14 protein-coding genes and 1 pseudogene are annotated in these 20,273 nt (G+C 64.2%); 12 read left to right on the top strand and 3 right to left on the bottom strand.

Annotated elements, in window-relative coordinates; all coding sequences use genetic code 11:
- Nucleotides 1-168: 168 nt before the first annotated feature.
- Complete coding sequence (locus QQS38_RS15135; RefSeq protein WP_479646179.1) at nt 169-1,179, top strand: glycosyltransferase family 2 protein; 1,011 nt, start codon at nt 169-171, stop codon at nt 1,177-1,179.
- Nucleotides 1,180-1,242: 63 nt separating this feature from the next.
- Nucleotides 1,243-2,631 (top strand): lipopolysaccharide biosynthesis protein, encoded by a 1,389-nt coding sequence (locus tag QQS38_RS15130; RefSeq protein ID WP_479646178.1) that lies wholly within the window; start codon nt 1,243-1,245, stop codon nt 2,629-2,631.
- On the opposite strand, the pseudogene QQS38_RS15125 reads toward QQS38_RS15130, so the two are convergent.
- A pseudogene (locus QQS38_RS15125) lies at nt 2,534-4,177 on the bottom strand (IclR family transcriptional regulator); the annotation flags it as partial. The gene QQS38_RS15130 and the pseudogene QQS38_RS15125 sit on opposite strands and share 98 nt — an antisense overlap.
- A 323-nt stretch (nt 4,178-4,500) precedes the next feature.
- Between QQS38_RS15125 and QQS38_RS15120 the strand changes: the two are divergent.
- The 4 genes from QQS38_RS15120 (at nt 4,501) to QQS38_RS15105 (ending at nt 8,923) form a co-directional block, all read left to right on the top strand.
- Nucleotides 4,501-5,460, top strand: a complete 960-nt coding sequence (locus QQS38_RS15120; protein WP_479646177.1) for an MBL fold metallo-hydrolase — start codon at nt 4,501-4,503, stop codon at nt 5,458-5,460.
- Between the two features lie 22 nt (nt 5,461-5,482).
- Nucleotides 5,483-7,210, top strand: a complete 1,728-nt coding sequence (locus QQS38_RS15115) for an FAD-dependent oxidoreductase (protein WP_479646176.1) — start codon at nt 5,483-5,485, stop codon at nt 7,208-7,210.
- 83 nt (nt 7,211-7,293) lie between these two features.
- Nucleotides 7,294-7,524 (top strand): DUF2783 domain-containing protein, encoded by a 231-nt coding sequence (locus tag QQS38_RS15110; protein WP_479646175.1) that lies wholly within the window; start codon nt 7,294-7,296, stop codon nt 7,522-7,524.
- Between the two features lie 76 nt (nt 7,525-7,600).
- Nucleotides 7,601-8,923: an MFS transporter gene (locus QQS38_RS15105; protein WP_479646174.1), complete on the top strand. Its 1,323-nt coding sequence runs from the start codon at nt 7,601-7,603 to the stop codon at nt 8,921-8,923.
- Nucleotides 8,924-9,075: 152 nt separating this feature from the next.
- Here the strand turns inward: QQS38_RS15105 and QQS38_RS15100 are convergent, their stop codons facing one another.
- Nucleotides 9,076-10,536: a trypsin-like peptidase domain-containing protein gene (locus tag QQS38_RS15100; RefSeq protein WP_479646173.1), complete on the bottom strand. Its 1,461-nt coding sequence runs from the start codon at nt 10,534-10,536 to the stop codon at nt 9,076-9,078.
- A gap of 413 nt (nt 10,537-10,949) precedes the next feature.
- Between QQS38_RS15100 and QQS38_RS15095 the strand changes: the two genes are divergently transcribed.
- The 4 genes from QQS38_RS15095 (at nt 10,950) to QQS38_RS15080 (ending at nt 16,075) form a co-directional block, all read left to right on the top strand.
- Nucleotides 10,950-11,714, top strand: coding sequence for a hypothetical protein (locus tag QQS38_RS15095; RefSeq protein WP_479646172.1), 765 nt, complete (start codon nt 10,950-10,952; stop codon nt 11,712-11,714).
- 497 nt (nt 11,715-12,211) lie between these two features.
- Nucleotides 12,212-13,597 carry an NCS2 family permease gene (locus QQS38_RS15090; protein WP_479646171.1) on the top strand — a complete coding sequence of 462 codons (1,386 nt, stop codon included), beginning with the start codon at nt 12,212-12,214 and terminating at the stop codon, nt 13,595-13,597.
- Nucleotides 13,598-13,766: 169 nt separating this feature from the next.
- On the top strand, nt 13,767-14,441 hold the full coding sequence (locus tag QQS38_RS15085) for an HAD family hydrolase (protein ID WP_479646170.1): 675 nt from the start codon (nt 13,767-13,769) through the stop codon (nt 14,439-14,441).
- Nucleotides 14,442-14,743: 302 nt separating this feature from the next.
- Nucleotides 14,744-16,075, top strand: coding sequence for an MFS transporter (locus tag QQS38_RS15080; protein WP_479646169.1), 1,332 nt, complete (start codon nt 14,744-14,746; stop codon nt 16,073-16,075).
- A 77-nt stretch (nt 16,076-16,152) separates the two neighbouring features.
- Here QQS38_RS15080 and QQS38_RS15075 read toward each other — a convergent pair whose 3' ends face one another.
- Nucleotides 16,153-16,917, bottom strand: a complete 765-nt coding sequence (locus QQS38_RS15075) for an IclR family transcriptional regulator (RefSeq protein ID WP_479646168.1) — start codon at nt 16,915-16,917, stop codon at nt 16,153-16,155.
- Nucleotides 16,918-17,133: 216 nt separating this feature from the next.
- Between QQS38_RS15075 and sauS the strand changes: the two genes are divergently transcribed.
- Both sauS and QQS38_RS15065 read left to right on the top strand, forming a co-directional pair.
- Nucleotides 17,134-18,579, top strand: a complete 1,446-nt coding sequence (sauS, locus tag QQS38_RS15070; protein ID WP_479646167.1) for an acylating sulfoacetaldehyde dehydrogenase — start codon at nt 17,134-17,136, stop codon at nt 18,577-18,579.
- Entirely contained in the window at nt 18,576-20,195 is a 1,620-nt protein-coding gene (locus QQS38_RS15065; RefSeq protein WP_479646166.1) for an AMP-binding protein, read from the top strand. The genes sauS and QQS38_RS15065 overlap by 4 nt, the downstream gene beginning before the upstream one ends.
- The last annotated feature ends 78 nt before the right edge of the window (nt 20,196-20,273 follow it).

Genomic DNA, 20,273 nt, shown 5'->3' with positions numbered 1-20,273 from the left:
TTTTCAGCCCGGTTCGTACTGCACCTTTTTTTGTCGCTTATTCTGCAGTGCAACACAGGAGGGGCTGCGATTTATCCGCTTGGCGAGGATAGCGAGCGCGGCGACGCGGAGACTGCCGACGAATATTGATCCTTTATACAGTTGTTGCCAAGAGGGAGTAGCGTTCAGATGAAGTCAGTCACGATCGCAATCTGTAACTATAACTACGAGCGGTTTCTTGCCGATGCCATTGATTCTGCGTTGGCGCAGGACTACCCCGCGACGAAGGTGCTCGTGGTCGACGATGGTTCGACAGATAGATCGCGTGAAATCATCACGAGCTACGGCTCGCGCATTCGCGCGGTGCTCAAGCCGAACGGCGGTCAGGTGTCGGCGTACAACCGCGCGTTGGAAGAGGTGGACACCGAGTACGTGATTTTGCTCGACGCCGACGATCTGCTCTACCCGAATGCGGCCACGGACGTGATGCGGCGCTTTGCGACGGGCGACTACGTCAAGGTGCAATTTCGCCTCGACGTGATCGGCCAGGACGGCACGCACACGGGCGTCTCGGTCCCGCATTCGGATGCGCCGGCTGACTGTGGCACGTTGCTGCGGCAAGGGTGGTTGTACCCGTCCCCGCCTGCCTCGGGCAATGCCTATCAAACCAGCGCGCTCAGAAAAATATTTCCGATTCCCGAAACGACGGAAGGCCGTTACGGCGCAGATTTTTTTTCGATTTATGGCGTGGCGTTGGTCGGTCAAGTTGCCTCGATTTCGCATGCGCTCGGCTCGTATCGCGTACATAATTCCGCTGCACAAGACGTTTCGTTCGCCAATTCGGAAAAAAATAACAAAGCGCCCAAAGCGTATGCCGCACGGTGGAACGCTTTACGGTATGTCGCCCGCCAGCGGCTGAACATCGATTTGCCCGAGTCGTTTCACGACTTCTCGCATGAAAAGGCAATTTTTTGCAGCGAGATCTATGGCGCCCCCGTGCTCGACCGTTGGCGCTGGTTCGCCTTCGACTCGCGCAATTATTTGCACTCGATCGTCGCCAACCCATTCTGGGGCCCGGTGAAAAAGCTCGGCACCATCGGCCTGTCGTGCCTGTGCCTTGTTCCATACGCACCGTTGTCGAACTATGTGGTGCGCTTCATCTCCAATCCGCTAGCGCGCGGGAGCAGCGCCGCGCATTGATGCGGCGCTTCGGCGTTCCCACGTGCTCGTCGCTTGAAGGGCGGCGGCCTATGAAATATTGCTATGGACAAGAAAGAGAACACCCGCGTACTCGCTTTCGTGTACGGCGGCTACATCATGAGGTACTTGTACCTCCTGGTGGTCATCCCGTTCTATGGGCGTGTGCTAGGCGTGACCGAGTACGGCCGCGTGCTCGCGGCCATGTCGTTGATGAACGTCATATGGATGCTCGTAAGCTACGGCTTCACCTTCGTTGGCATGCGCGACGTGTCGAGGGCCCATGAGAAGCGCGAATTCAACGATATCTTTTCGCTGCATCTGAGCGCGCGGATCCTACTCGGTGCGCTCGGCGGCGCCGTCGGTCTCACGGCGACCTTCTGCTCGCCCGTGTTGTCACAGCGCCCGCTCATAGGCGTGCTCGCGACGTTGCTCGGCATCTTGAACGGCTGGAACCTGGGCTGGCTGTTCCAAGGGCGGCATCAATTCCGCACGCCGATCATGCTGGAAGTGGTCGGCTTCGCGCTCAGCTTGGTGCTGGTGCTCTCGCTCGTGAGAGGGCCAGCCGATTCGACCTTGGTGTTGGCGAGCCTCTTGGCGGCTTGTCTGTGCTCGACCACGATCGCATACTGGCTCACGCTCAAGGACATCGGTCTACCGCGGATGAATTGGCGCGGGGTGCCCAGCCTCATGCGCGATTCGACGATGCTGTTCCTTTACTCGACGGGTTCGGTGGTGCTGACTTCGGCTTCCACGTACCTGTTGACGTTGCTATCGACACCGACGCAGGTGGGCTATTACGGCGCCGCCGAGCGTTTCGCGACGATCGGCTTGAGCCTCATGGGGCCGGCTGCGCAGGTTTTTATCCCGACCATTTCCCGGCAGATCGCGCAGAACGATCATCACGGCGCACGCGCGACGACACGGCGCGGCGCGGCGTTGCTGCTCGGCTATGGATTCCTCGCCTTGGCCGGCGCATACGTGCTTTCGCCGTTCGTGCTGCCGCTGATCCTGGGCAAAGCGTTCACGCCTAGCGCGCATGTGCTGCAGCGCTTCGCGTGGATGTTCCCATTTTCCGCGTTCAATCAATTCGTGGGTTTTTACGTCTTCCTGCCGCGGAAGAAAGACCGGCTGATGGCGGTCGCGGGGCTGATGTCGGCGGCAGCCAATCTCGGCTCCGCGCTATTGCTCGCACCGCATTTCGGCGCTCTCGGCATGGCGTCCGCGCGTGTGATCGGCGAGGCGACGCTGTCCGGCACGCTGCTGCTCCTCGCGTGGCGCACCGGGTTGCTGAGCGCAATCTTCGGCCGCACGCCGCCCGGCGACGGCGTCAACAAGCCCCAGCAACAACAGGCGCCCATCCGAGCCGCCACGACAATTGACGCGTCGCCCGCACCAGCCGCCGCGCCGGCAGCCCCGCATGCGCGCTCTCAAAGCTACCCGTCGATCCGATGAGCGCGATCACGAGGCGCACGGCGCCCGTGTGATCGAATACGGGCGCCGCAAGCGCGTCGATCCCGGGCAGCGGCGAGCCGAGCGCCGCATCGATGCCTTCTCTGCGAATGCGGGCAAGATGCGACTCGTAAGCGGGCGTCATCGCTTCCGCTCGCCCGCGTTCGCCTTCCTTTCCGTGGCGTTGCCCCGCACCGGCGGCGCGCGACGCCGGTGCGCCCGCAAGCCGCAACGATTCGAGCGCCAGCATATCGGCGAGCGGCTCCGCGCCTAAATAGGCGGCAAAGACGCGGCCTATCGCCGTCTGCACGAGCGAGACGACCGTGCCCACGCGCAGGCTGACGTGCAGGGGCTGCGTCGATTCTTCCAAGCGCACGACAGTGGGCCCGAGCGGGCCGAGCACCGCCGCGGCGACGGTCAAGCCCGTGTCGGCCGCAAGACGCGCGATCTCGCGCTGTGCGTCGCGCTCCGGCGCTTGTCGCTGCAATGCCATCAATCCCAATTGCAAGCCGAGCGGCCCGGTGTCGAAGGCGCCCGCCTCGTCGCGCGAGAGCAAGCCGATCCCCACGAGACTGACCACGTGCGCGAACGCTTTGGCGGCGGGCATGTTGGCGGCCGTGGCGAGGTCGCGCAGGATCAGCGGCCGTGCGGCGCGCACAAGGGCATTGAGCAACTCGCCCGTCGTATCGAGCGTGCGAATGCCCCGCTGGCCGGAGTCTTCGCTACCGGGTTCGGCATCCCAGGCGCGAGGGGGCTCGTTCGCAGCGCACGGCGAGGGCGAGTGCAAGAGCGCTTCGATGTGCTGCGCCGATGCACGCAGCGCTTGAGCGAGCCGGCCGTCCCAGGCGACGTCGATCGCGCTCGACGGGCCGATGGCGGTGAGCGTCAACTGCACCGCCCCCGAGGCATCGACGATGGGTACGCACATGCTGCTGATCCATGGCGTGGGCGTGTCGATTCCGCGTTCGATGCGCTGAGCGCGAATGCGTTCGAGCTCGGATTCGAAGGCATCGTCTCGTGCGCGTCGCGGCTTCGTTTCGGGTTGCATCGCCTGCCGCTGCGCCGGGCTCAGAAACGCCGAGAACACGCGGCCGGTGGAGGTGGCCGTCAGCGACATCACCGAGCCGACGTGAAGATTGACGTGAAGCGGCGCACCGGCGTGCTCGTAGTGCACGATGGTCGGCCCGTGGGGCCCCGCCGTGCAGACTGCGATACAGCAGCCGGAGCGTTTCGCGAGCGCGGCGACTTCGCGCACGGCCGCGCGATAGGCCGGCCGATGCTCGAGGTGCTGCAGCGCCAAACGCAGCGACAGCGGGCCGGGCTCGTAATCGCCGAGCACGGCATCGCGCTTGACGAGCCCCAGCCGCGTGAGGCTCACGAGATACGTGTGCACTTGCGCGGGCGCGATGCCGGCGGCGGCGGCGAGTTCCGCCAAGCTCACGCTGCCGCGGCTGGCAAGCGCCGTGAGCAGCACGCCCGCGACTTCGACGCTTTGCACGCCTCGGGACGACGCTTTGCTCTCTGCGGCTGAAGGGGAACGCGTGGCCAAGCCAACCTCTCGTCAGTGGAACGCAAAGGCGTGATCTTATCCGACGAAGATAGGCCTGTCGCGCGTGCAATTTGGGTATAGCAAACGCATTTGCTGTTGACAAAGCGCGTGAGTGCGGCCTACCATGGCTTCGACTGTGAACGATCTACGCCGCGGCCCTAGCGGCGGCGATAGGGGTTTCGGCCGGTTCGAATAAATAAGCAGCCCATTACGACACATTGGAGCGAGACGCCGTCCCAGCCGCTCGGCATGCCAGCCGGGTGGGCATCGTGCCGCGCTCGCGCATTCGTCGCTCGACGTTTCTTTTCATCAGCGAGATCAACATGGCAAAGGCATTTGCGTCCCAGGCGGACCTGGAACAGAAAAAGATCACGTGGACCCAGCTTTCGGAGAACGCCTATGCGTACACGGCCGAAGGCGATCCGAATTCGGGCGTCGTGATCGGCGAGGACAGCGTGCTGATCGTCGATACGACGGCAACGCCCGCGATGGCCCGCGACTTGATCGCCAAGATTCGGTCGATCACGGACAAACCGATCAAGCACGTGGTGCTGTCGCATTACCACGCGGTTCGTGTGCTCGGCGCATCGGCTTACTTCGACGAAGGCGCGCAGAACATCATTGCGAGCCGAGGCACGTACGAGATGATCGTCGAGCGCGGCGAAGCGGACATGAAGTCGGAAATCGAGCGCTTCCCGCGGCTGTTCGCGGGCGTGGAAACGGTGCCGGGCCTCACCTGGCCGACGCTCGTGTTCGAGCGCGAAATCACGCTTTACCTGGGCAAGCTCGAAGTCAAGGTCATGCATCTGGGCGCGGGGCATACCAAGGGCGATACGATCGTATGGCTGCCTTCGCAAAAGGTGCTGTTCTCGGGCGATCTCGTCGAATACGGCGCAGCCTGCTATTGCGGCGACGCGCAACTCGCGCAGTGGCCCTCGACGCTCGATGCGCTGGCGGCGCTCGGGGCCGACAAGCTCGTGCCCGGGCGCGGCCCCGCGCTGACCGATGCGGCGCAAGTCAAAGCGGGCATTGCCTACACGCGCGATTTCGTGACGACGTTGCTCGATCGCGGCCGTGCCGCCGTGGCGCAGGGGCTCGATCTCAAAGGCGCGATGGCGCTCGCGCGCGAAGCGATGGACCCGAAATTCGGTCAAGTCTTCATCTACGAGCACTGCTTGCCGTTCGACGTCACGCGAGCGTTCGACGAAGCGAGCGGCATCGTTCACCCCCGGATTTGGACCGCCGAGCGCGACAAGGAAATGTGGTCCGCGCTGCAGGACTGAAACGGGCGACGGGGAGACTGAGATGGCAATCGATTATCAGACGCTGAGGTTCGAATACCGGCGTCATGCGGAGCAGGAAGGCGGGGCGGCGGGTGCGATCCATCCGGTGATCGTGGTCGGCGCGGGCCCGGTGGGATTGGCGACGGCGATCGACTTGGCGCAGCGCGGCGTGGGCGTCGTCGTAGTGGACGACGACAACTGCCTATCGACAGGCTCGCGCGCGATCTGTTTTTCAAAGCGCTCGCTCGACATTTTCGATCGGCTGGGCTGCGGCGAGGCCATGGTCGAAAAGGGCGTGCGCTGGCATGTGGGAAAAGTGTTTTTGAAGGACGAGCTGGTCTATTCGTTCGACCTGTTGCCCGAGACCGGTCACCGTCGCCCCGCGTTCATCAACCTGCAGCAGTACTACGTGGAAGGCTTTTTGATCGAGCGCGCCAAGGCGCTGCCGAACTTGCAGATCCGTTGGAACCATAAGGTCGTGGGCGTGGTTCGGCGTGACGGAGCGCAGCCGGGGCAAGCGCCGGTTACGCTCACGATCGATACGCCCGACGGTGAATATGCGCTCGATGCGCGCTACGTCGTGGCCGCGGACGGCTCGCGCAGCCCGATGCGCCATATGCTGGGGCTCGAAAGCAAAGGCCGCACGTTCAAGGATCGTTTTTTGATCGCCGACATCAAGATGGAAGCCGATTTTCCATCGGAGCGCTGGTTTTGGTTCGACCCGCCGTTTCATCCGAATCAATCGGTGCTGCTGCACCGGCAGCCGGACAACGTGTGGCGCATCGATTTCCAGCTCGGCTGGGACGCCGACCCGGCGCTCGAGAAGACGCCCGAGCGTGTGATACCGCGGGTGCGCGCGCTGCTCGGTCCCGACGTGAAATTCGAAATCGAGTGGGTGAGCGTCTATACGTTCTCCTGCCTGCGCATGGACAGCTTCCGGCATGGAAACGTGTTGTTCGCCGGCGACGCGGCGCACGGCGTCTCGCCGTTTGGCGCACGCGGTGCGAACAGCGGCTTTCAAGACGCCGAAAATCTCGCGTGGAAGCTCGAGATGGTGTTGGCCGGCCGCGCGCCCGACAGCCTGCTCGATACTTATGCGCGCGAGCGCGAGTATGCGGCCGACGAGAACATCTTGAACTCGGCGCGCTCCACGGATTTCATCACGCCGAAGAGCCCCATCAGCCGCGTATTTCGCGATGCCGTGCTTACGCTGGCGCGACGTCATCCCTTTGCGCGGCGGCTAGTCAATAGCGGACGGCTTTCCGTTCCTGCGCTCTTGCGCGAATCCACGCTGAACACCCCCGATCGGGATCGATTCGAAGGCGCCATGATGCCGGGTGCATCGTGCGTCGATGCGCCCGTCGTGCGCGACGGGATGGAAGATTGGCTGCTCGGGCATATCGGCGGGAGGTTCACGGTGTTGCTTTTTGCAGCGGAGGAAGGCCTGCGCGCCGACGAGAAGGCTGCGATCGAACGTGCGCGCTCGCTTGCCGTGCCGCTCGAGATCGTTGTCGTCGGCCCGAGGGAGCCGTCGCAAGGCGGCGAGCAGTGGGTCGCCGACGCGAAGGCCATCGGTGCTCGAGCGTTGCACGATGCACAAGGGCTAGTGACCGAGCGTTACGACGGCGCCCCGGGTACGATTTATCTGATGCGCCCTGATCAACACGTGTGCGCGCGTTGGCGACATGCGGGCGCGAACGACATCGAGGCCGCGCTCGAGCGTGCACTCGGCTCGGGCGGGGCGGCATAGGAGAGTTGAGGCGCAATGAACGAAATTCATGTCGATTGCTTGATTAGCACTCCTAATTATACTGGCGATGCGCGAGACGACAGATGAAGCTGAATACGCAACCGAATCTGACGCAGCCCGACGATTTTTACGAGGCGTTGATCGATATGCATCGGGATTTGAGCGACGCGCAAAGTCATAGTGCGAACGCTCGATTGATCTTGCTGCTCGCCAACCATATCGGCGATCAAGCCACACTTGCCGAGGCGATCGGCCTCGCCCTCGAAGCCGCACTCGAAGGATATCCATCACTGCCGCACCGCTGCGCGGCATGAGAAAACCCCTACCCAAGTAGCCGCGCGATCGGCGCGCTAGACGCCGAGGCGCTTTTTTCCTCCTGGAGCGAGACAAATGACCCGATCGATCGATGCTGCCGTGCAAGCGGCAGGACAGACTATGCCCGGCGACGACGTCCTATACCGCAAGATTGCGTTGCGCGTCGTGCCGTTTCTATTTCTTTGTTATGTCGTGTCGTTTCTCGATCGCATCAACATCGGTTTCGCACAGCTTCAGATGAAGCACGATCTCGGCTTTAGTGATGCAATGTACGGGCTGGGCGCCGCGATCTTTTATATCGGCTATGTCGTGTGCGAGGTGCCGAGCAACATGCTGCTGGCCCGCTTCGGCGCAAAGCGTACGTTCGCGCGCATCATGCTGTTGTGGGGTGCGGTATCGGTCGGGACGATGTTCGTGAAGACTCCGGGCCATTTTTACGCGCTGCGGTTCGCGCTCGGGGTATTCGAGGCCGGATTCTTCCCAGGGATCGTTTTGTATCTGACCTACTGGTTTCCGGCGGCGCGCCGAGCTGCGATCCTGTCGATCTTCTTCGCGGGGGTGGCCGTCGCGGGAGTGCTCGGTGGATTGTTTTCGGGCTGGCTCATGCGCGAGACGGCTGGCGTGTTGGGGCTGGCCGGTTGGCGCTGGATGTTCGCGATCGAAGGGGCGCCCGCGCTCGTGCTGGGCATGTTGTCCTTGACTTGGCTCGTCGATGGGCCGAAGCAGGCCACCTGGCTGAGCGCGGAGGAAAAGGCCCGCGTGGCGCAGGCGCTCGCGCATGAGACTCGGGATTGCGCCCGTGCGCCCGGACACGGTGCGTTCGCCCAAGCGTTGCGCACGCCACGCGTTTATCTGCTCGCGTTCATTTACTTTTCGTTGACTTGCGCGTCGCTGACACTGAATTTTTGGATGCCGCTCATGATCCGCGATTTCGGCATCACCGATGTGGTTTCGATCAGTCTTTATACGGCCGTTCCCAACGCGTTGGGCGTTGTCGGACTGATCGCGATCGCGCGCCATTCCGATCGAACGGGTGAGCGCCGGCGGCACTTCGCTTTTTGCACGATCGTCGGCGGCATGGCGTTGGTCACGCTGACCGCGCACTTGTCGAGTTTTGCGGCCATGCTGGCGATTCTCAGCGGCGCAACGATTCTGATCTTCGCCGCGTTGCCGATCTTTTGGACGATGCCTTCGCATTGCTTGTCGACGGCGGCAGCAGCGCCGGGTATCGCCCTCATCAGCAGCATCGGGATCACGAGCGGCATCGTCAGCCCGTGGGTCATCGGGCAGATCAAAGTGCGCACGGGCAGCATGGACGACGCGCTCTACCTATTGACCGCCTTGCTCGTCGCGAGCGGATGCGCAGTGCTCCTGACGATGCGCGAAGCAAATGCGTAGACGTAGGCGCGCGAAGGCTGGTGTTGCCCTTCTATTGACGGCCCCCAGACGCCGGACGTCGGGGGCCTAGGGGCACGATGGCGACACGATGGCGGTTCGGTCTCAGGCCGAGGACGGTCGGTAGGTTGCGCGCGAAAGCGTCGACGAAGCCGCTATCGGATCTCCATCGAGACGAAACTGCGTACGTTATCGCGCTGAATCAACAGCGCTACCTCCTTGCCGCTGCGTTCGAGCAACGCTTCGAGCGCATTGCGCGTGTCGATACGCTCGCTGTTCACCGACAAAATGACGTCGCCCGCTTGGATGCCTGCGGCCTCGGCGACTCCCGTCGCGGCATCGACCACGACGCCGCCGATGGCTCCCGTCGTACGGCGTTCGTCTTCGCTCAATGCATGCACGGTCAGTCCCACGCGTTCGATCAAGTTGCGTTCGACCGCGCCGGCGCCTCTCGTTTTCGTGAGGCTCTCGCCATCCTGCGCAGTTCGCGCCGCGACGGCCGCCGTCAATTGCATCGGCTTCTTGTTGCGAACGACGGTGAGTGAGACCTTCGATCCGGGCGGTAACGCCGACACATAGTCGGTAAGGTCGCTTTCATGCTCGATCGTCTTCCCGTTGATCCGTGTGATGACATCGCCCGCCTTCAGCGGGTTCGCGAGCGAGCCGTGCCCCGTGGGCGCCGCTGCGGTGACGAGCGCTCCGGTTGCATGCGGTAGACCGAATGCCGCGGCAAGGCCCGGATCGACATCCTGCGTTTGAATGCCCAAGCTGCCGCCGCCTACCTTGCCTTGCCCTTGCAACTGCGCACGCAGCCTGAGCGCCGCGTCGATCGGGATCGCCAATGTCAGGCTCCGGTAGCGTCCCGTATTCGCGTAGACCTGCAGATTGATGCCGATCACGGCGCCGGTGCGATCGAGCAGGGGGCCGCCGGAGGCGTCCGGATCCGGGGCGATGTCCGTTTCGAGGAAGGTGAAGGCGTTACCGTCCGCGAGCGCATGCGGTGTGACGCTGATGAGGCCCGAGGTGGCCGCATTCTGCGGGCCGTCGGGCGAGGCGATCGCCAAGACGCGCTCGCCGACGCGCACGTGCGAGGCGTCGCCCACCCGCACGGCCGGCAGCTTGCCGGCGCCCGCGATTTGCAGCAGTGCCACATCCGTTTGCGGGTCGACGCCGAGCACATCGGCTTTGAATTGACGGCGGTCCGTCAACGTGACGACGACTTGCTCGGCGCGGTTGACGATGTGCGCCGTCGTCACCACGATGCCGTCCGCGCTGATGATGAAGCCGGAGCCCCTTCCCCAAACGACGCGTGGCGCATCGGGCACCGTCGATGGCGCTGCCGGTTGCGCCGACGTCGCTCGAACGAGCGCAAAGACCGGGTCATCCGGATCGAGATCGTCGAGCCCTCGCGCAGCGGCTGCCTGATCCGCCGTGTCGTCCCGCGCTGTCGTGACGATGTTGACGACGGCCGGCCCGTAGCGCTCGACCATCGCCGCGAAGTCCATCTGCACCGCGGCGGGCACGGCAGCGGGCGCGGCAGCCGACGGCGGCGCATGCTGGCTTTTGGCGGAGGGCGCGCGCGGCTGTGCGCTCGATGGTGCCGGTGAAAGAAGCACCGCAGCGCCGATCAATGCGATCGTCGCTGCGGTGCGGCGTACAGCTCGGGCTCCGGCCCGCCAGGTCTCGCTACGCACGGCAAACCCCTCGGATAGTTGTCTCGTGGGTGGCCGGCTCGATGGTGATTGAATGCGCTTGGTCGATGTCGGTCCCCAGCGCAACCATTGTCCGTCGGGCAGTCAGCCGGCGGCTGTGAGCGAGCGCACGATCGCGGTGTAACAGTCGGCTCCCTAGACCGGGCGGCCGCTTGCGCGGCGCTTCGCTGCGTTGCGCGGGTGATGCGCTTCGATATCTGCGCCGGGGCGCCGTTCTCGCGCATACTCCTTAAGCCCCGCTTAAGGGGCACGAGTCACATTACAGAATGTCAGGAAAGCAGGCGCCGCGGCTTCTGCGCCTCGAGAACGGAACTCATATGCCTTACTTCGGAATCGGCCTTCACGTCATCGTCGCGATTTACTTCGCGGTGCATGCCGTCCGCCATCAACAGAACATCTATTGGTTGTTCGTGCTCTTTGCGTTTCCCATGTTCGGCAGCCTCGTGTATTTCTTCGCCGTTTATTTGCCGAGCTGGCGGCAGTCGCGCGGGGCGTATGTCGCAACGCGCGCGATCACGCAGTTCGTGGATCCGAACCGTGCCGTGCGCGAAAGCCGCGCCGAGCTCGACCGCGCGCCCACCGTGGCGAACCGGATGCGGCTAGGCAATGCGCTGTTGGAAGCCGGGACTCCGCAAGAAGCGATCGAGCAGTTTCAGATGGCGGCGAATGGGCCGTTCGCGAACGACCCAGCGTTGTTGCTCGGCTTGGCGCGCGCGCAGTTCGAACTCGCGCGGTATGCCGATGCCGACGCGGCGTTGGCGCGTCTGTTCGCGAGCCAACCGCAGATGCGTCAGCAAGCGCAGCCGTCGCTGCTTTACGCCCGCACGCTCGCGGCGCTCGGAGCCGGCGGCGCGCGCGCCGCGTTCGAGGTGGCGCTTGCCTGCGCGAGCGATGCGGCGCCGCGTTGCTTGTTTGCCGATTGGCTCGCCGCGCAGCCGAACGAAGCCGACCGCAAGCGCGCCGCCGCATTGTACGAAGACATTTTGCAGGACGGAAAACATTGGCCGCGCCACGCGCGCGCGCATAACCGCGAGTGGTTGCAGCGCGCACAGTCCGCACGAGCCTCGATGCCGGCTCGGTGAGCGGGCGACATTCTATCCGTTGGTTTCTTTTTCCTTCCTTTAACGCTCGGGCAGGCGGCGCGCGCATTTCGCCCCCGAGCCGTCTCGATTGCCGGCGCGGCTCCCGCGCTCACATTCAAATAGTCGCCTTAACGGATTCGCACTAGGCGTAAACACGGGTCGCGACGGCGAGAAACCGTGGTTTCAAGCCGATATAAGCGCTATCGCATGGGCTTCATGTCGCCCGGCTGATGGGACGCGATTTTGTGTTCGCCTACGCTTCGTGACAGCCGAGTGAAAACGATGCGGCGATAGAGCACGCGTCGCAAAGCACGAGCGGCGAGGGTCCGCTCCTGAGCTCGCGAAACGACGCCAACATCGGCTCGCCCGTCCCCAAGACGTTCCCCCGTTAGGCCGTCGCGGCCTGCGGGCTGATTGAATTCGGACGGAGCAGATTCGAGACAACCCTGACGACGGTCCGCGCGGCCGTTTCAGCATGCTGATAAAGGAGCAAGCTCATGAGTGATACCCAGGCGCGGCCGATCGTTGGCTCCAGCGCGGCGGACGGCTTCGGCGACAAGGGCGCCGTCGATCGCTATTTCGATATTTCGGCGCGAGGCAGCACCGAGCGCCGCGAAATCGTCGCGGGCGTCACCACTTTTTTGGCGATGGTGTATTCGGTATTCGTCGTCCCCGGCATGCTCGGCAAAGCCGGATTCGATACGAGCGCCGTGTTCGTCGCGGTTTGCCTCACGACGGCTTTCGGCTCGCTGTTGATGGGCTTATGGGCGAAGCTGCCGATTGCGATCGGCTGCGCGATTTCGCTCACCGCATTCACCGCGTTCGGTCTGGTTCTGGGCAAGGGCATCGCGCCCACGGTCGCGCTGGGCGCGGTCTTCTTGATGGGGCTCGTCTTCACCGCGATCTCCGTTACCGGCGTGCGCTCGTGGATCTTGCGCAACTTGCCGGCGGGCGTCGCGCACGGCACGGGTATCGGTATCGGCCTGTTCTTGCTGCTGATCGCATCGAACGATGTCGGCCTCGTGGTCAAGAATCCGGGCGCGGGCTTGCCGCTTGCGCTCGGGCATGTCACCGCGTTCCCCGCGGTGATGTCGGTGATCGGTCTGGCAGCCGTTTTTGGGCTGGAGCGGCGCCGCGTGCCGGGCGGCATCTTGCTTGTCGTCGTCGCCGTGTCGGCGATCGGTCTCGCCTTCGATCCGAGCGTGAAGTTCCACGGCGTATTCGCGTTGCCTTCCCTGAGCGCGCCGGGGCACGCGTCGCTGATCGGCGCGATGGATCTCAAAGGCGCGCTGTCGGTGGCGGTGCTGCCCAGTGTCCTCGCACTCGTCATGACCGCCGTCTTCGATGCCACGGGCACGATTCGCGCCGTGGCGGGGCAGTCGGGCCAGCTCGACGAGAAGGGCCGCATCATCAACGGCGGCCGGGCGTTGACGGCCGATTCGCTCAGTTCGATTTTCTCGGGGTTTCTCGGCGGTGCGCCGGCAGCGGCCTATATCGAATCGAGCGTGGGCGTGGCCGCGGGCGCGAAGACGGGACTGGCCGCCGCGGTGGTCGGCCTGCTGTTTCTGGTCGTGATGTTCTTTTCCCCGCTTGCAGGGCTGGTGCCGTCGTATGCGACCGCGCCCGCGTTGATGTACGTCGGCCTCTTGATGCTATCGAGTGTGAGCAAACTTCACATGGACGATAGCGTCGATGCGATGGCCGGGCTCGTCACCGCCGTGTTCATCGTGCTGACGGCCAACATCGTGACCGGCATCATGCTCGGCTTCGCGACGCTCGTCATCGGCCGCATCGTCAGCGGCGAATGGCGCAAGCTGAACCTCGGCACCGTATCGATTGCCGTCGTGCTGGTGGCGTTCTATGCAGGCGGATGGGCGATTTGACGAGGACGAGCGCCGAGCCGCAGAGGCGCTCGTTTCCCGGCTTTTCGTTGACGATCGAACGGTAGGAGGGCGTCTGCTCCTGGGGAGCGGCGCGCTACAATGAGCGGCGGTAAAACGTGGCGCTACGTGGCGCCGGTTGCGTTTGAATCGACTGTCAACGGGAGCGCCCATGCGATTGCAAACCCCATTTCTGTTCGACCTCGACGGCACCCTCGTAGATAGCGTCTATCAGCACGTGCTTGCGTGGAAACAAGCGCTCGATGCGGAAGGGATCGCGTTGTCCGTGTGGCGGATTCATCGCAAGATCGGCATGAGCGGGGGGCTGTTCACGGCGCAACTATTGCGCGAGACGCAGGCGCAAGTGAGCGAGGAAGCCATCAACCGGCTGCGCGTCGCGCATGCCGACGCCTATCTCCAGTTTCGCGGCCAAGTGCGGCCGTTACCCGGGGCGCGGGAGCTGTTGACCGCGTTGTCGCAGGCGGGCATTCCGTGGGCGATCGCGACGAGCGGGCGCATGCAGACGGCCGCGCTCAATCTCGAGGCGTTGGGCGTGGATCCGGCCAAGGACGTGGTCGTGACGCGCGACGACGTCAAATACGCCAAGCCCGACCCGGACCTCTTCATCGCCGCGGCAGAGCGGCTCGGCGTGCCGATCGAGCACGCGGTCGTGGTGGGCGACAGCATCTGGGACATGCTTGCGGCAAAGCGTTGCCGCGCCCTGGGCGTGGGGTTGCTCTCGGGCGGCTATGGCACCGACGAGCTCGAACGAGCGGGTGCGCTAAGGGTTTATGACGACCCGGCGGATCTGCTTTACCACCTCGACGAGATCGCGGCTCGGCCATAGCCCTCCTCGCGCATTGCAGATCGATGCGGCATCCACGCCGGGGAGGGTGGGGACGTCACGCGGGCCATTCAAACGAGAATTCGAACGAGAATTGAAACGAAAATCCCTGTTTCGTCCCAGAACGGTTCCCCTCGCCCAAATTCGCTTGAAGCACCGATTTCGGCTCAGTAAATAGAAACCACGTCCCGGCGATCGTTCGAATCGCCGGGACGAAAAAAAACGCCCCGGAGGAGACGATCAGGGGCCCCCGAAATCCTGTTCCGCAAGCGCGCACGGGTATTTACTGGAGGAGGAGCCGTTTCATGTCATCCCATCCGCACATCGATTCCCGCATGGTTCGCCGCGTCGCAATGGCCAGTGTCATCGGCGCGACGGTCGAATGGTACGACTTCTTTCTATACGGCGTGGTCGCCGGCATCGTCTTCAACAAGCTCTACTTTCCGGCGAACGATCCGCTCGTGTCGATCCTGCTCGCCTATACGACTTTCGCGGTAGGCTTTGTCACGCGCCCGATCGGCGGCGTGTTGTTCGGGCACTTCGGCGATCGCATCGGGCGCAAGTCCGCGCTGATCCTCTCGCTGTTCATCATGGGCGTGTCGACCGTGGGCGTCGCCTTCGTCCCAACCTACGCGCAGATCGGCATAGCCGCGCCGATTCTCCTGTTGTCGTTGCGCGTGCTGCAGGGCATCGGGCTCGGCGGAGAATGGGGCGGCGCGGTGTTGATGGCATACGAATATGCCCCGCCGTACCGGCGAGGGCTGTACGCTAGCCTGCCGCAGATCGGCTTGTCGATCGGCCTGTGTCTTGCGTCGGGCATGGTGGCGGCGGTGTCCCATCTGTTGTCGGAGCAGGCGTTTTTCGCATGGGGCTGGCGCGTGGCGTTCGGCGCCTCGCTCGTGCTCGTCATGATCGGCCTCTATATCAGGCTCAACGTGATGGAAACCCCGGAGTTCGTCGCGCTCAAGCGCAACCGCAACGAAGTGCGGCTGCCGTTCGTCGAGATGCTCGCCAACTATCGCCGAGAGTTGTTGCTCGGCATGGGCGCGCGCTATATCGACGGCGTGTTCTTCAATATCTTCGCGGTATTTTCGATCGGGTATCTCACCCAACACATCAAGATGGATCGCACCGATGCGCTGCTCGGTGTGATGATCGCTGCCTTCGTCATGTGCTTCTTCATTCCGATCTTCGGCGGCCTGTCCGATCGCATCGGCCGCGCGCGCGTGTACATGTGGGGCTCGCTGCTTTGCGGCGCGGCGGTCTATCCGGCCTTCTGGTTGATCGAGAGCCAGCCGGGCAATACCCTGTTGATTTGGCTCGCCATCGTCATTCCATTCGGCATTTGCTACGCCATGGTGTATGGGCCGGAAGCCGCGCTGTTCTCCGAGCTCTTCGATGCAAGCGTGCGTTACACGGGCATCTCTTTCGTGTATCAGTTCTCTGGCATTTTCGCGAGCGGCATCACGCCGATCATCGCGACGGCACTGTGGAAGATGAGCGGCGGCAAATGGTGGACCATCTGCGCCTACGTGCTGTTTTCCGCGCTGGTATCGGCCGCTTCGGCGCGCGCGATCGCACGCGGCCGCGGCGCGCGCTTATCGACGCACGAGCATCCGGTAGTCAGCGCGCCATGACGTTTCGGTAGCACCTTAAGGCCCGCTTGCCGCGGCCCCGCGCTCGATCGCCGCCCCGGCGGCCGAGCGCCGCCGCATCAAGTGCGGAACGTCTTGGCGGTTTCTTCGGCGGCGTGCCGCAAATCCGGCTCGAAGGCTAGCAAGTCCTGCAGCGTGAGCCGGCCGACCGGCGCCTGCACCGCAATCGCCGCGCAGGCGCGGTGACGGTCGAGCATGACAGGCACCGCGATGGCGATCAGCCCCTGAAGATGCTCCTGGTCGTTGACGGCCAACCGGCGCCGGCGCGTCAACGCAAGCTCCTTGCGCAGCACCTCGCGGCTCGTGATCGTACGCTCGGAATAGGCGCGTAGCGGCAGCGTGTCGATCACGCGTTCACGCCGATCCTTCGGCAGAAAGCTGATCAAGAGCTTGCCGCTGGCGGAACAATGCAGCGGCACGTGCGACCCCGGCTGCAAATGCATGCGCAACGGCCACTCGGTTTCCACACGGTCGATATAAACGACGTCGTTGCCCGACAACATGGTCAAGTTGCATGTCTCGCCGATCTTCGCCACGAGCTGCTCGAGCAATACGTGCCGCGCGGCGGCCGGGCCGGCATGCATGAGCACGTTCACGGCGAGCATGCGCACCCGCGCAGAGCATTCGTAGCGCTTGTCGCTCGCGCCGCGCGTGACGAGCCAAGCATCGGTCAACTGCACGAGGATACGATGCATCGTCTGTTTCGGCAGGCCGAGCGTGGTCGCGAGATCCATCATCGACAAAGGGCGGCCAGCCGCCGCCAACGTTTCGAGCACACGGAACGCGCGCACCGCCGCCGCATTCGATTGATTCGATCCCGACATGCTGTCTCCCCATTCGGTGCATCCGGCGCACTCGTCGCGCCGCCTTCATTGTGTATCGGACCGCACGGTTTTCGGGACTGGGAGAAGTCCCGAAATTCATGTTTTTCCCTACGCGAGAGCGCGCAGTCGATGAATGGTCGGGAAACGGGACTCGCACGCCATCGGCGCCGCCTAGATTGGCTGTACCGCCAAATCTTTACTGCAATGGGAGCGTGTATGAATGTGAGGGCTACAACGGCTGAAACCGCGAGCGTACCGGCTGCGGACGACGTGAGGCGCGAGGTTGGTTCGCTCATTGCCCGCGCCCGCGAGGCGCAACGCGTCTTCGAACACGCCGGCCAAACGGTGCTCGATACGGCTGCGGCCGCCGCGGCCTGGGCGATCATGGAGCCGGACCGCAATCGCCGCCTCGCAGAGCTCGCGGTGCGCGACACCGGCCTCGGCAACGTCGAGGACAAGGTTCAAAAGAACTTTCGCAAAACGCTCGGGCTGCTGCGCGATTTGCACGGCAAGCCCACTTGCGGCGTCATCTCACGCGATGCCGAGCGCGGCATCGTCGAGATCGCGCGGGCGGTCGGGGTCGTGGCCGCGGTCACCCCATCGACCAATCCGGCTGCCACGCCCGCGAACAAGATCGTCAATGCGCTCAAATGCGGCAATGCAGTGATCGTATCGCCATCGCCCAAAGGGTATTCGTCATGCGCGCTGCTAATCGAGTTCATTCATCAGCAGTTTGACAAAGCCGGGCTCGACCCAGCGCTCGTGCAGCTGCTGCCGCCCCCCGTCAGCAAAGCGGCCAGCGCCGAGTTGATGGCCCAAGCGGACCTCGTCGTGGCCACGGGCTCGCAAGCGAACGTCCGCATGGCATACGCGAGCGGCACACCGGCTTTCGGCGTCGGGGCAGGCAATGTCGCGTCGATCGTCGAGCGCTCGGCCGATCTTGCCGATGCGGCACGCAAGATCGCGCTGTCCAAGACCTTCGACAATGCGACGAGCTGCTCTTCCGAAAACAGCGTCGTGATCGAGGATGCGGTCTATGACGCGATGCTCGGCGCGCTGCAACGGTGCGGTGGCGTATTGCTCGATGCGGCGCAAAAATCCCGGCTGCAAGCGGCGATGTGGCGCGACGGCAAGCTCTCGGAGCGCTGCACCGCAAAGCCGGCGTCGCGCATTGCGCAAACGGCCGGGCTGAACGAGATCGCGGCGCGCGAGCCTGCGTTCTTGATGGTCGAGGAAAGCGGCTTCGGGATCGATCACCCGTTCTCGGGCGAAAAGCTCTCGCCGGTGCTCGCACTCTATCGCGCGAGCGATTTCGAGGCGGCGGCGAGCATCGTGCGCCGGCTTTATGCGTATATGGGCGCAGGTCACTCGGTGGGCTTGCACACCGCGCATCTCGATCACGCTGTGCAATTGGGCGAGCGCTTGCCCGTTGCCCGCGTGATCGTCAATCAAGCGCATTGCTTCGCAACGGGCGGCAACTTCAACAATGGTCTGCCGTTCTCGCTGTCGATGGGATGCGGCACCTGGGGGCGCAACAATTTTTCGGGAAACCTCGATTACCGGTATTACCTGAACGTGACGCGCGTGGCCTATCCGATCGAGGAGCGCGTGCCCGAACTCGACGTGCTGCTGGGCGACTATTTTCGGAGCGTCGGACGATGAAGACGCCCACGACGCTGCGCGCATTGATCGACCTGCGCGCGTTGCAATCTCCAGACAAGCCGTTTTTGTTGAGCGCCTGCGCGCCGGATGACGCGGGTACCGATGCGGCTACGGCGATCACCTTCTCGATGCTGCGTGCGCGGTGCCGCGCGCTCGAGGCGCGGTTCCGGGCGGCCGGGCTGCGGCCGGGCGACGTCGTGTCCGTGTTCATGGGAAACGGGATGCAGACGGCCACGCTGCTGCTCGCCGCCATGTACAGCGGGCTCGTCGCCCATCCGCTCAACTTGCTGTGCCAGGCTTCGCAGTTGCGTTATATCGTCGAGCATTCCGATACCCGCATGATTTTCGTTTGCGACGAGACGGCCGAGGCGATCGCGGCCGCATGCTCGGCGCTTCGGGAGCAAGCGCCCGAGCGAGACATCGCGCTCGTCCGCACGGCGCCCGATGCGCTCGAGTTGCCGGCGCTGGCGGCAGGCCGTCTCGCGCTGGCCGAAACGGCCTCGGCGGGCGCCGAAGCAGAACCCGCCGACGAGGATCCCTGGCTGGCTTCGGTCGAGCCGAACGACATCGCGTTGTTGATGTACACGTCCGGCACGACGGGCGCGCCCAAAGGCGTGCTCTTGAGCCACCGCAATCTCCTGGCGAATGCACGCAACATCAGCGTCGAGCACCGGCTCGGCATGGGCGATCGCGTGCTCGCATCCTTGCCGCTTTATCACATCAACGGCCTCGTCGTGACCCTGCTTGCGCCGCTTTACCACGGCGGCTCGGTCGTAATGACGCCGCGCTTTTCGGCGCGCACGTTCTGGCAGGACGCTTCGCGCTTGCGCTGCACCTGGATCAACCTCGTGCCGACGATCGTGGCGTATCTGTTGGGCGGAGAGCCGCCGGACGGGTGCGACCTCTCGGCGCTCAGGTTCTGCCGCACCGCGTCGGCGGCGCTTCCCGCCGATCATCATCGCGCGTTCGAGGCGCGCTTTGGCATCGGCATCATCGAAACGATGGGGATGACCGAAACGGCCGCGCCGATCTTCAGCAACCCCTATGAGCCGGCATTGCGGCGCATCGGCAGCATCGGGCTGCCCTCGGGTGCGCAGGCGAAGGTGATCGATCGCGAGGGCCGCGACTGCGCGGCATACGAGGCCGGTGAGATCGTGCTGCGCGGCGAGCAAATCATGCAGGGCTACTACAAGCGGCCCGAAGAAACCGCGAAGGCCTTCACGGCGGACGGTTGGCTGCGCACCGGCGATCTCGGATACCGCGACGACGATGGCTATTTCTATATCAACGGCCGCGCGAAGGAACTCATCATCAAAGGCGGCGAGAACATCGCGCCGCGCGAGATCGACGAAGCGCTGTTGCGCCACCCCGGCGTGTTCGACGCGGCCGCCGTGGGCGTGCCCGATCCGGCCTATGGGCAGGAGATCGTCGCGTTCGTCGTTGCGCGCGAGGCGCATTGGGCCGGCCCGCCCGACGCCGGCGAACTGCGCGCGCACTGCCTGCGGGAACTGGGGCGGTACAAGACGCCGAAGGAAATCCACTTCGTCAGCGAATTGCCGCGCGGCCCGTCGGGCAAGGTGCAGCGCCTGAAGCTCGTCGCGCCCGCGCCCGACTGACGCAGGCGGCGCGGGTTGCGCGCGCCCCAAGCGCCCGAGCGCCCACCGCGCAACCGCCTAAGCGCCTAAGCGCGGCCC

Source organism: Trinickia sp. Z7 (genome assembly GCF_056498045.1).
Note: the sequence above shows the minus strand (reverse complement) of the source record. Positions and strands in the feature narration are given on the sequence as shown.